This is a genomic window from Zavarzinia sp. (assembly GCF_049306435.1).
Lineage (GTDB): Bacteria > Pseudomonadota > Alphaproteobacteria > Zavarziniales > Zavarziniaceae > Zavarzinia.
Genome location: NZ_JBAQRT010000151.1, coordinates 1 through 12,123 on the forward strand (window position 1 = coordinate 1; position 12,123 = coordinate 12,123).

12 protein-coding genes are annotated in these 12,123 nt (G+C 66.8%); 7 read left to right on the forward strand and 5 right to left on the reverse strand.

Annotated elements, in window-relative coordinates:
• Positions 1-140: 140 nt before the first annotated feature.
• Entirely contained in the window at positions 141-362 is a 222-nt protein-coding gene (locus tag WAZ62_RS08225; protein WP_422643037.1) for a hypothetical protein, read from the forward strand.
• On the opposite strand, the gene WAZ62_RS08230 is transcribed toward WAZ62_RS08225, so the two are convergent.
• Both WAZ62_RS08230 and WAZ62_RS08235 read right to left on the reverse strand, forming a co-directional pair.
• Complete coding sequence (locus WAZ62_RS08230; protein WP_422643038.1) at positions 281-1,075, reverse strand: SDR family NAD(P)-dependent oxidoreductase; 795 nt, start codon at positions 1,073-1,075, stop codon at positions 281-283. The genes WAZ62_RS08225 and WAZ62_RS08230 overlap by 82 nt on opposite strands.
• A gap of 14 nt (positions 1,076-1,089) precedes the next feature.
• Positions 1,090-1,797 carry an SDR family oxidoreductase gene (locus tag WAZ62_RS08235; RefSeq protein WP_422643039.1) on the reverse strand — a complete coding sequence of 236 codons (708 nt, stop codon included), beginning with the start codon at positions 1,795-1,797 and terminating at the stop codon, positions 1,090-1,092.
• A 98-nt stretch (positions 1,798-1,895) separates the two neighbouring features.
• On the opposite strand from WAZ62_RS08235, the gene WAZ62_RS08240 reads away from it, so the two are divergent.
• Positions 1,896-2,807 carry a LysR family transcriptional regulator gene (locus tag WAZ62_RS08240; RefSeq protein WP_422643040.1) on the forward strand — a complete coding sequence of 304 codons (912 nt, stop codon included), beginning with the start codon at positions 1,896-1,898 and terminating at the stop codon, positions 2,805-2,807.
• Positions 2,808-2,862: 55 nt separating this feature from the next.
• Positions 2,863-3,948 (forward strand): P1 family peptidase, encoded by a 1,086-nt coding sequence (locus tag WAZ62_RS08245; RefSeq protein WP_422643041.1) that lies wholly within the window; start codon positions 2,863-2,865, stop codon positions 3,946-3,948.
• Positions 3,949-3,951: 3 nt separating this feature from the next.
• Here the strand turns inward: WAZ62_RS08245 and WAZ62_RS08250 are convergent, their stop codons facing one another.
• On the reverse strand, positions 3,952-5,685 hold the full coding sequence (locus tag WAZ62_RS08250; RefSeq protein WP_422643042.1) for a matrixin family metalloprotease: 1,734 nt from the start codon (positions 5,683-5,685) through the stop codon (positions 3,952-3,954).
• Positions 5,686-5,717: 32 nt separating this feature from the next.
• Positions 5,718-6,674 (reverse strand): LysR family transcriptional regulator, encoded by a 957-nt coding sequence (locus WAZ62_RS08255; protein WP_422643043.1) that lies wholly within the window; start codon positions 6,672-6,674, stop codon positions 5,718-5,720.
• A gap of 94 nt (positions 6,675-6,768) precedes the next feature.
• Here WAZ62_RS08255 and WAZ62_RS08260 point away from each other — a divergent pair, with 94 nt between their 5' ends.
• The 3 genes from WAZ62_RS08260 (at position 6,769) to WAZ62_RS08270 (ending at position 9,059) form a co-directional block, all read left to right on the forward strand.
• Positions 6,769-8,115: an aspartate aminotransferase family protein gene (locus tag WAZ62_RS08260; RefSeq protein WP_422643044.1), complete on the forward strand. Its 1,347-nt coding sequence runs from the start codon at positions 6,769-6,771 to the stop codon at positions 8,113-8,115.
• 4 nt (positions 8,116-8,119) lie between these two features.
• Positions 8,120-8,446, forward strand: coding sequence for a cupin domain-containing protein (locus tag WAZ62_RS08265; RefSeq protein WP_422643045.1), 327 nt, complete (start codon positions 8,120-8,122; stop codon positions 8,444-8,446).
• Positions 8,447-8,537: 91 nt separating this feature from the next.
• Positions 8,538-9,059 (forward strand): hypothetical protein, encoded by a 522-nt coding sequence (locus tag WAZ62_RS08270; protein WP_422643046.1) that lies wholly within the window; start codon positions 8,538-8,540, stop codon positions 9,057-9,059.
• A 16-nt stretch (positions 9,060-9,075) separates the two neighbouring features.
• On the opposite strand, the gene WAZ62_RS08275 is transcribed toward WAZ62_RS08270, so the two are convergent.
• Positions 9,076-10,572, reverse strand: a complete 1,497-nt coding sequence (locus tag WAZ62_RS08275; RefSeq protein WP_422643047.1) for an acetyl-CoA hydrolase/transferase family protein — start codon at positions 10,570-10,572, stop codon at positions 9,076-9,078.
• A 150-nt stretch (positions 10,573-10,722) separates the two neighbouring features.
• On the opposite strand from WAZ62_RS08275, the gene WAZ62_RS08280 reads away from it, so the two are divergent.
• Positions 10,723-12,078, forward strand: a complete 1,356-nt coding sequence (locus WAZ62_RS08280; RefSeq protein ID WP_422643048.1) for an 8-oxoguanine deaminase — start codon at positions 10,723-10,725, stop codon at positions 12,076-12,078.
• Positions 12,079-12,123 lie beyond the last annotated feature (45 nt).

The following is a 12,123-nucleotide window of genomic DNA, read 5'->3' on the forward strand; positions in this document are numbered from 1 at the left end:
TCCGTCAGCACGTCCTCGGCGCCATCTCCCTGCACCGCCTCGCCGGCAGCATCCGGAAAATTGAAAGGCAGCTCTTCGAAGCACACCGAAAACGTAAACTTCAGACCTTAACTTAGCGCATATGGGCGGCAGCCGGGCTCGTGCCCGTGCTGCCCGACCTGTTCCGGCCGATGCTGCCGGTCTGGCTCGTCTGTCACGAGGACCTGCGGGCCAGCCGGCGCATCGCCGCCGTCTTCGAGGTCCTGGGCCGGGCGCTGACGGACTATGTCGCGCGCGATGCTCAGGCGATGGTGCGCACGATGCCGCCCTCGACCCGCAGCGCCGCGCCATTGGTGGCGGAGGCCTGGGGCGAGCAGGCATAGACCACCATGTTGGCGACTTCCTCGACCGTGGCGAAGCGCTGGAGGAGCGAGGTCGGCCGCAGCTGGCGAACGAAGCCGGCGGCGAACTCGTCGACCGACTGGCCGGCCCCCGCCGCCATCGACTGCAGGAAATCCTCGACCCCGTCCGAGCGGGTAGGCCCGGGCAGGACCGAATTCACCGTGACGCCGGTGCCCGCGGTCAATTCCGCGAGGCCGCGCGCGACCGCTAGCTGCGCCGTCTTGCTGACGCCGTAGTGGATCATCTCGGGCGGGATATGCAGCGCCGATTCCGAGGAAATGAAGACGATCCGTCCCCAGTTCGCCGAGAGCATCCCGGGCATATAGGCCCGCGCCAGCCGAACGCCCGACAGGACATTCACGTCGAAGAAACGGCGCCAGTCGTCGTCCGAGATGTCGAAGAAGCCCGAAGGCTCGAAAATGCCGGTGTTGTTGACGAGGATATCCACCTTGGGCACGGCGGCCAGCACCTCGGCGACACCCTCGGCGGTCGAGACGTCGCCGGGGGCCGCGATCAGCTGCGCGCCCGGGACCGCCTTCGCGATGTCGGCGATGGCGGCGTCGACGCGGGACGCGCCACGGCCGTTGATGGCGACACGGGCGCCGCTGGCGGCGAGGCCGGTGGCGATGGCCTTGCCGATGCCGGCGGTCGAGCCGGAAACGAGCGCGGTCTTGCCGGTCAGGTCAATATGCATGGGTTTTTCCTCCGTCAGGCGATCAGGCCGCCGCCGTCGATGAAACTGGTGGTGCCGGTCATATAGGGATTGAGCAGGGCCGCGATCACCTGCAGGGCGATATGTTCGGGCTTGCCGGTGATCCGGGCGGGCAGGCGGGCCGCCGCCTGGGCGAACATCGCCGCCTTCGCCTCGGGCGCGAGGCCGGACCAGACCGGCGTATCGACCAGCCCGGGCGAGACGGCGTTGACCCGGACGGGCGCGAGTTCGAGGGCGAGGCCCCGGGCCAGCGCTTCCAGCGCCGCGTTGATCGCGCCCTGGGTGGTCGCCGCCGCGCTCGGCCGCTGGCTCAGATAGCCGGTGATGAAGGTGAGGGAGCCATGGGGCGCGATCCTGGCCGACCGGGCGACATGATAGGCGCCCCAGAATTTGGATTCCATCGCCGCCCGCGCCGCCTCCAGCGGCAGCACGCGGACAGGGCCGGACTTCGTCGCCGCCGCGCTGACGACGACATGATCGAAGACGGGCGCCGAAGCGAAGAAGGCTTCGACCGCGGCATTGTCGGTCGTGTCGAGCGGGGCGCCGGCGACGCCGAGCTCCGCCGCCACGGCCGCCAGCTTTTCCGGGTTGCGGGCGGCGATGGTGACAGCGGCGCCCAGCGACTTGGCGGCCTCGGCGGTTGCCCGGCCGATGCCGGAACTGCCGCCGATGACGAGCACGGATTGTCCAGAGAGATCAAACATGTGGGGTTTCCATTGGTTGACGTGGCGTGACGATGGACCTTTCTGGAAATGTTGAGAATAATCGCCAACGGCAATTCACTCTTGCCTATGGGTTGAGAATGGGACCGCTGGAAAGCCTGACGGACATCAGCATTTTCGCCGCCTGCGTCGAGCAAGGCAGCCTGTCCGCCGCCGGGCGCGGCCTTGGCCTGTCGCTGGCGGTCGTGTCCAAGCGGCTGGCCCGGCTGGAAGCGCGGCTGGGCACGCGCCTGTTGAACCGCACCACGAGGCGCCTCAGCCTGACCGACGAGGGCGCGGTGTTTCTCGAACGCTGCCGCCGCATCCTCGCCGATGTCGCCGAGGCGGAGGAGTCGGTGCAGGCGCGCAAGGGCGCCGTCGAAGGGTTGCTGCGCGTCACCTGTACCGCCGCCTTCGGCCGGCGCCAGATCGCCCCCCGCCTGGCCGCCCTCGCCGAACTTTATCCGCGCCTTCGGGTGCAGGTGATCGTCACCGATGCGGTACTCGACCTGGTGAAGGAAGGGATCGATGTCGCGATCCGCCAGGCCAGCCTGCCGGATTCCAGCCTGGTCATGCGCCAGCTCGCCCCCAACCGCCGCGTGCTCTGCGCCGCGCCCGCCTATCTCGCCCGTTTCGGCGCGCCGCTGGCGCCCGCCGATCTGCTGCGTCACCGGGTGATCCTGATGGGTGATCCGGCGCCCACCGCGATCCGCCTCGATCCGGTCGGCGGCGGGGAGCAGGTCACCATTCCGCTCGACGCCGCCGTGATCGCCAATGACGGCGAGGTCGCCCATGCCGCGGCCCTCGCCGGGGCCGGCATCGTGCTGAAATCGATCTGGGACGTGGCCGAGGATATCGACGCCGGCCGCCTCGTGCCTTTGCTGAACGACTGGCGCGCCCCCGCCGCCGCGATCCAGGCCGTCTATCCGTCCGCCCGGCTGCTGGCGCCCCGCGTCCGCGTCTTCATCGATTTCATGGCGGCGGCCCTGGGCGCGGCGCGGCACTGGGACTAGCAAAGCGGGGCCGCTTCGGGCTTCAATGCGGGGCCTTCTGCCTCGGAGAGTCGACATGTCGCCGCTGGACCCGATCACCCATTCACCGAACGGCCGCCGGCGCGGCCGGGGGCTGGGCCTGCCCTTCCGGGGCGTGACCGGGCCGCTGAATGCGATCACCGACGTGCCGGGCGTCGCCGTCGGTTTCACCACGCTGAACGATCCCGATTTGCATATCCATACGGGTGTCACGGCGATCCTGCCCCGGCCCGTGGGTGACCTGCTGCATCCCGTCTGGGCCGGGGTGTTTTCCATGAACGGCAATGGCGAATTGACCGGCAGTCATTGGGTGCGGGATGGCGGCTGGGCCTCGGGGCCGATCGCCATCACCAACACGGCGTCCATCGGCATCGTCCACCACGGTCTCATCCGCTGGATGATGCAGCGTTTCCCCGAGCAGGCGGATGGCCTCTGGTTGCTGCCCGTGGTGGGGGAGACTTACGACGGCTGGCTGAATGATCTCTGCGGGCTGCATGTGACGGAAGCCCATGCCATGGCCGCGATCGACGCGGCCTCCACCGGGCCGGTCGCGGAAGGCAATGTCGGCGGCGGCACCGGCATGATCACCTATGAATACAAGGGCGGTACCGGCACCGCCTCGCGCCTCGTGACGGTGCGGGCCGGCAGCTACACGGTCGGCGTCCTCGTCCAGGCCAATCACGGCCGGGGGCCCTGGCTGGAAATCTGCGGCGTCCGGGTGGGCGAGGTGTTGCCGCCCGAGCCGATCTGGTCGAAGGAGACCGGCTCGATCATCGCCATCATCGGCACGGACGCGCCGCTGCTGCCCGGCCAGCTGGAGCGCATGGCCCGCCGCGCCGCCATCGGCATCGGCCGGAACGGCACGCCGTCGGGCAATTCATCGGGCGATATCTTCCTCGCCTTCTCGACCGCCAACGATCCGGGGCCTTTGCCGGAGCCGCCCTTGCTGTCGCTCCAGGCCGTGACCAACGACGATCTCGATCCGCTCTACATGGCGGTGGTCGAGAGCGTCGAGGAGGCGGTGGTCAATGCCATGCTGGCGGCGGAGACCATGGAAGGGCGCAAGGGCCGGGTGGTGCCGGCGATCGACGCGGACGCGGTTGCCGCGCTCTTAGCCCGCTGAACTTCAGGCCAGGATGAAGTCGCCCCGGTCGAGGGTGACGATCCCGGTCAGAACGATGGTGAAGCGCTCGCTGGAGGAATGCAGCGTGCCTTCGACCAGGGTGTTGCCGCTGCTGTAGCGGTAGTGCAATTCGCCAGCGGCGCCGGTCAGGGCCTGATCGCCGATCCAGGTGAAATTGTCGGCCGCGCCGCCATAACCTTCGTTGATGTTGATGCCGCGCAGGTCGATGCGGTCGATGTCATGCCCGAAATCGGTGATCGTGTCCTTGTCGCCGATGTAGAGGCGGGCTGACGTATCGGCGCCCCAGACGAAGATATCGCGCCCCTCGCCGCCGGTCAGACGGTCGTTGCCGTCGCCACCGTCGAGCCTGTCGACGCCGCCACCACCCGAAAGCTTGTCGACCCCATTGCCGCCGAAGAAACTGTTCTTGGCGTCCGTGCCGGTCAGCGTGTCGTTATAGGCGGTCCCGACGAGATTCTCGATATTGAGGAAACTGTCGCGGCTGCTGCCCACGCGCTGCGCCGCTGTCGAGGCAAGGTTGACCACCGCGGCGCTGGAGGCACTGTCGAGGAACGCGGTATCGGTGCCGCTACCGCCATCCAGCCGGTCGTTGCCCAGGCTGACCACCAGCTTGTCGTTGCCACCATTGCCGAAAAGCGAGAAACCGCCATCGTAGCCCGCGTGGCTGTAGGCGCCGAGCGTATCCGTGCTCGAGCCGCCCCTGATGTCCTCGACCGAGAAAATCCGGATCAGCTCCGAACCAAAGGTGATCGCGTAACGATAGTCGGCGTCGAACAGGGGCGTCATGGTAATGGCGGTCGTCACGCCGGAAAGATCGAGGGCGTCGAGGCCGTCACCGCCGTCGATCACGTCGCCGCCGGCCGGGCGTGGGAACAGGTCGTCGCCATCACCGCCGAACAGCCTGTCGTTGCCGCTGCCGCCCTGCAACGTGTCACTACCGCCAAAGCCCTGGAGTTCGTCGTCGCCGGCGCCGCCGTTGATCATGTCGAGGGTGGCCGTGCCATAGATCGTATTGGCGGCGGCGGTGCCGGTCTGGGTCAGAACCCTCGTGGTGGCATTCCAGGACCAGGACGCAAGATTGGCCGCATCCGTGACGCCATACATCGCCTGGGCCGCCTGCGGATCGAAGCTGCCGAGCCGGGGGAAATAGTCGTTATAGGTCATCACCGTGTGGGCGCCGTCGTCGGTCGCCGCGGTGAGCGTGTCGGGATTGCCGTCCTCGGTGTCGAAGGGGTGCTTCAGGCCGATGGCATGGCCGATCTCATGCAGCAGGACGTGCTTCAATTCGCTCGCGCTGAAGACGAGATCGGTGTTGAGGAAGACATCGCTGCCGATCGCCTCCGACGTCAGCGTGCCATCGCCGGTGTCATAGATCAGCGGATAATAGGCATAGGCGGCGGCATCGCTCGCATCGGTCAGGTCGAAATCCATCTTGTTGAACAGGATGTCGGCGTCGCCGCCCTTGACCTCGACGAAGGTCAGGCCGCTGACATCGGCCCAGACCTGAAGCGCGGCCCGGGCGGCGGAGGCTTCGGTCGCGGTGAAGGCGCGCCAGGAGGCAATGGCGGCGGCGCTGGACTCGGCGGCGACATGGGCCGGAATCACCGTCGGAAAAGCGAAGGTGACGATGGCGGAGCGGCCCGGCGTCAGCTCGCCGTAAGGCGCGCTCAGGGTATAGCCGGACAGGATGCCGCGATAATTGCTGATCTGCGCCACGTCTTCCCCCACGGCAACCGAAGGTCGTCAGTTTAGGGGGGCGGCTTTCGCCATGCAACCACGGGCTCGGCCGCCGGGCGCCAGAGAAGGTCCAGATAGGTCTTCAGGATCAGGTTGGGCCGGCCGCCCTTCCGGGTCACGATGCGGAATTCGGTGACATAGCGGTAGTCGTCCGGCCGCAGGGCCCGCATCCGCCCCTGGTCGACCCAGAGTTGGGCGTAATGGGTCGGCAGATAGCCGATATAGAGCCCGGTCAGGATCAGGAAGGCGACGCCTTCGCGGTCGGTCGCCGTGCCCGTCGTGCGCAAGGGTCGGTGCAGGGCGCGGGCTTCCAGGGTCTGGGCATAGGTCGGCGCCACCGCCTCGGCCTTTTCGATCATCTCGTCGCTGATGGCGCCATCGGCCAGGGCGAAAAGCGGATGGCCGGCGCCGCAGTAGAGCAGCGAATCCTCGCCATAGAGCGGGCGGTAATCGAGGCCGGGCAGGATGCGCAGCGCCGGGGTCACCCCGACATGCAGGCTACCGTCGAGGACGCCGCGCTCGATATCGCCGGGCGGGATCATGCGGATGTTCACCCGGACGTCCGGCCCCTGGGTCTTGAGGGCGGCCAGGGCATCGGTCACCTGCATCCGGGGCATGGTCACCAGATTGTCGATGATGCCGATGTCGAGCGGGCCGCGCAGCCGGGCGTGCAGCGTATCGACCTCGCCCCGGAAATTCTCCAGCGCCGAGAACAGGCGCAGGCACGCCTCATGGACCTGCCGCCCTTCCTCGGTCAGGGCAAAGCCGGCCCGACCCCGGCTGCACAGGCGCAGGCCCAGGCGTTTCTCGAGGTCGGCCATATGCATGGAAATGGCGGCGCGGCCGATGTTCAGCTCGACCTCCGCCGCAGTGAAGCCGCCGCATTCGACCACCGCGTGGAAAATGCGCAGCAGGCGGATCTCGATATCGCCGACCGGGGGCAGGGCCGCTGCCCGCTTTCGCGCCATGGGTCAACGATCCTTGAACTGAATGAAAATACTTGAGGATTTGACGAGCGTAAGCCAGGGCGCATCCTGAAGGCAACCGCCATGGAGTTCCGTGATGACGCTGTTCGATCCGGTCAAGGCCGCGGGGATGTCCCGCGACGACCTCGAAGCCTATTGGATGCCCTATACCGCCAACCGCGAGTTCAAGGACAATCCGCGCATGATCACGGCGGCCGATGGCTGCCATTACACCGATGCGCAAGGCCGCCGGATCTACGACAGCCTGTCGGGCCTGTGGTGCACGGGTTCGGGGCACCGCCGCAAGGAAATCGTCGACGCGGTGTCGCGCCAGATCTCGGAACTCGATTTCGGCCCCGGCTTCCAGTTCAGCCATCCGGGCGCCTTCCAGCTCGCCAACAAGGTCGCCAGCCTGACGCCGGACGGGCTCGATTATGTCTTCTTCACCGGCTCGGGGTCGGAATCCGCCGACACCTCGCTGAAGATGGCGCGGGCCTATTGGCGGCTGAAGGGGCAGCCGACCAAGACCAAGCTGATCGGCCGGGCCAAGGGCTATCACGGCGTCAACTTCGGCGGCATGAGCCTCGGCGGCATCGGCGGCAACCGCAAGCTCTATGGCACGCTGCTCGATACCGATCACCTTCCCCACACGCTGCTGCCGGAAAACGCCTTCTCGAAGGGCCTGCCGGAGACGGGCGGCGTGCAACTGGCCGACGCGCTCGAGGAAATCGTCGCCCTGCATGATGCCTCCAACATCGCGGCCGTGATCGTCGAGCCCTTCTCGGGTTCCGCCGGTGTCGTGGTGCCGCCCAAGGGCTATCTCCAGCGCCTGCGCCAGCTCTGCGACAAGCACGGCATCCTGCTGATCTTCGACGAGGTGATCACGGGTTTCGGCCGCACCGGCTATAATTTCGGCGCCGATGCCTTTGGTGTGACGCCCGACATCATGAATGTCGCCAAGGGCCTGACCAATGGCACCGTGCCCATGGGCGCGGTCATCGCCACCAAGGAGATTTACGACACTTTCATGGCGGCGGGCGGGCCGGACTATCTGGTCGAATTCCCCCATGGTTACACCTATTCGGGGCATCCCGTGGCCTGCGCCGCCGGCCTCGCCGCCATGGAGATTTTCGAGAAGGACCGCATCCCGGAGCGCGCGCGCCAGCTCGCCGCCTATTTCGAGGAAGCGATCCACGGGTTGAAGGGCCTGAAATACATCACCGACATCCGCAACTTCGGCCTCGCCGGTGCGTTGCAGATCGAGGCGGCGCCGGGCGCGCCGGCGCTTCGGCCCTATCAGATCTCGATGAAATGCTGGGACGCGGGTTATTATGTGCGTTACGGCGGCGACACGATCCAGCTCGCGCCGCCCTTCATCTCGACCCAGCAGGATATCGACGGGCTGATGAACGCGATCAACGACGCCATCACGGCGCTGGCCTGATCCCATGGCCTTCAAATGCGATATCCCGGCCGTGCCGACCTTGCAGACCGAGGATGAGAATGTGCGGATCACGCGCTGGGACTTCGCGCCCGGCGCCGTGACCGGCTGGCACGAGCATGGCTGGCCCTATTTCGTCGTCATGATCACCGATGGCACCATGCGGGTTCATGACGGCGAGCGGGTGAACGACCTGCCGCGCAAGGCGGGCGACACCTATCAGCGCCCGGCGGGCGTGCGCCACGATGTGATGAACGGCGGCGCCGCGCCCATGGCCTTCGTCGAGATCGAGATCAAGCGCCCCGAAGCCTTCGCCTTCGCCGCGCATATTTGAGCTCGATGCCTGATTTCGGGGGTGGACGAGCGCCGCCGCCACCCGCACCATGATCCCGCGATTGAAGGGGAGGGGGATCATGAGTTCGCCCATGAAAACGGTCTTCACGGTCGTCGCGGGGCTTGCGCTGGCGGGGTTGCCACGGGTGGGGGAGCCCCGGGCCGAGACGGCGCCATTGAGCGTTTCGCTGGCCGATCCGGCCTGGACCGGGGACAAGATCCCCGCCGGCCAGCAATGCACCAAATTCGGCGGCCAGTCGCCGATGACCCCGGCCCTCAAGGTCGAGGGCCTGCCCGCCGGCACCGTCGAGGTGCTGGTCGAATTCAACGACGACGACTATTACGACCTGTCCTATGACGGCGGCCACGGCATCATCGCCTTTACCGCCGGCCCGGGCGCGGCCGTGCTGCCCGCCGTCCCGGGGGAGAGCCGGGACATGCCCCCGGGCGTTCGGATCGCGCAGAAGAACCGGGCCACCGGCAGCTATGCAAGGCCCGGCTATCTGCCGCCCTGTTCCGGCGGCAATGACCATGGTTACTTCGCCGTGGTGAAGGCGGTCGACGGCAACGAGGACATTCTCGCCGAAGGCCGCGTCACCATCGGCCGCTACTGATCGTCGAAGGCGGCGTTCAGAACGCCGCCTTCATCGTGCCCTTGTCCTTGTAGGCGAGGTGCCAGGCGAAGACCTTTTCCAGGCAATGGGGGGTCTGGCCGCCGCGCTTCACCGCCTCGTCGTAATAGGCCTGCAGGGCCGGGCGGTAATCGGGATGGGTACAATTCTCGATGATCAGCTTCGCCCGCTCGCGCGGGGCGAGGCCGCGCAGATCGGCGAGGCCCTGCTCGGTCACGATCAGGTCGACGTCGTGTTCGCAGTGATCGACATGGGAGACGAAGGGCACGATCGACGAGATCGCGCCGCCCTTGGCGATCGACTTGGTGACGAAGACCGACAGATAGGCGTTGCGGGCGAAATCGCCCGAGCCGCCGATGCCGTTCATGATATGCGTGCCGTTCACATGGGTGGAATTCACATTGCCATAGATATCGGCTTCCAGCGCCGTGTTGATGGCGATGATGCCGAGGCGGCGGATGACTTCCGGATGGTTGGAGATTTCCTGCGGCCGCAGCACCAGCTTGTCGCGGTAGCGGGCGAAATTCGGCATCACCGCCTCGTCCCGCGCCTTGGACAGGGTGATCGAGGAGCCCGAGGCGAAGAGCATCTTGCCGGCGTCGATGAGGTCGAAGGTGCTATCCTGCAACACCTCGGAATACATCGTCAGGTCCTTGAACGGACTGTCGATGAAACCGTGCAGCACGGCGTTGGCGATGGTGCCGATGCCGGCCTGCAGCGGCTGGAGCGACAGGCCGAGACGGCCGGCGGCGACCTCGCCCTCGAAGAAACGGGTCAGGTGGCGGGCGATGGCCTCGGTCTCGTCGTCCGGGTCGAGGATGTTGGAGGTCGAGTCCTTCTTGCCGGTCTCGACGATGGCGACGATCTTGGCCGGATCGACCGGGATATAGCCGAGCCCCGGCCGGTCGTCCGGGTTGGTGATGGGGATCGGCTGGCGGTGCGGCCGGCGCGACGGGATATAGATGTCGTGCACGCCTTCAAGCGCCATGGTCTGGTTCACGTTGATCTCGACGATGACCTTTTCCGCCAGGATGGCGAAGGTCGCCGAATTGCCGACCGAGGTCGTCGGCACGATGCCGCCGCTCTCGGTGATGGCGATCGCCTCGATCACCGCGACATCGATCGGCCGGATCTGGCGCGAGCGCAGCAACTCCACCGTCTCGGACAGATGCTGATCGATGAACATCACCTCGCCGTCGTTGATTTCGCGGCGAAGGGCAGGGTCGGACTGGAACGGCATCCGGCGCGACAGGAGATGGGCCTCGGCCATGGTCTTGTCGAGATCATTGCCGAGCGAGGCGCCGGTCATCAGGGTGATCTTCATCGGCTCCCGCCGGGCGCGATCCGCCAGGGCCATGGGCACCGCCTTGGCTTCGCCCGCGCGGGTGAAGCCGCTCATGCCGACGACCATGCCGTCCTTGATGTAGCTCGCCGCTTCCTCGGCCGAGACGATCTTGTCCCGGAGGCTCGCCATTCTGATACGATCGCTGACCATGCCATGCTCCATGCGTACTGGACGGGCCGCGCTGGGTACGGCCCTTGCCGTAGTTAGCGCGGACACGGCGCCAGCGCACATTGCGCTATCGCATGGCTCTGGTGCATCCCTGCATGATTTTGACCAAAGTCGTATGGAGTTTGTAATTTCATGGCGAAAACCCTGCTGATCCGGAACGCAAATGTCCTCGTGACCATGGATCCGGCACGAAGGGAGATCGCGGGGGGCGGGTTGTTCGCCGAAGACGGCCGCATCACCGCCGTCGGCCCGACCGATGAATTGCCGGCCACGGCGGACGAAGTGATCGACCTCGCTGGACACATCCTTATCCCCGGCCTGGTGAACACCCATCACCATATGTATCAGAGCCTGACGCGGGTGGTGCCGGGGGCGCAGGACGCCGAGCTTTTCGGCTGGCTCACCAGCCTCTATCCGCTGTGGGCCAGGCTGACGCCGGAGATGATCCGGGTCTCGACCCGGCTGGCCATGGCGGAGTTGCTGCTCTCCGGCTGCACGACCTCGAGCGATCACCTCTATATCTATCCGAATGGTTGCCGGCTGGAGGATTCGATCGAGGCGGCGATGGATATCGGGATGCGCTTCCACGCCTGTCGCGGCGCCATGAGCGTCGGTGTCTCCAAGGGCGGATTGCCGCCGGACAGCGTCGTCGAGGAGGAGGGGGCGATCCTGAAGGATGCCGCCCGCCTGATCGAGACCTGGCACGATCCCGCCCGCTTCTCGATGCTGCGGATCGCGGTCGCGCCCTGCTCGCCCTTCTCGGTCAGCCGCGACCTGATGCGGGAAGCGGCGAAACTGGCGCGGGCCTACGGCGTCTCGCTGCACACCCATCTGGCCGAGAATGTGAACGACATCGCCTATAGCCGCGAGAATTTCGGCATGACCCCTGCGGAATATGCCGAGGATCTGGGCTGGGTCGGGCCCGATGTCTGGCACGCCCATTGTGTCCAGCTCGACGATGCCGGCATCGACCTCTTCGCCCGCACCGGCACGGGCGTCGCCCATTGCCCCTGTTCCAACATGCGCCTCGCTTCGGGCATCGCGCCCATCCGCAAGATGCGGGACCGGGGCGTCTGCGTCGGCCTCGGCGTCGACGGCTCCGCCTCCAACGATGGTGGCAACATGCTGGGCGAGGTGCGTCAGGCCCTGCTGCTGGCCAGGGTCGGCTTCGGCCCCGCCGCCATGACCGCGCGGGAAGCGTTGGAAATCGCCACCCTGGGCGGGGCCCGGGTACTGAACCGGGACGATATCGGCGCCCTCGCCCCCGGCATGGCGGCGGATTTCGTCGCCTTCGATCTGTCGGGGGTCGGCTTCGCCGGCGCCCTGCACGATCCCGTCGCCGCCCTCGTCTTCTGCGCGCCCGAACGGGCGGCCCTCTCCGTCGTCAATGGCAAGGTGGTGGTGCGGGACGGGCAACTGGCCAGCCTCGACCTGCCGCTGGTGATCGAGCGGCACAACCGGCTGGCGCGCATTCTGGCCACCGGCTGAGTTTTCCCCTCGCGAAAAATGATGACCTTTGCCGATCATAAAACT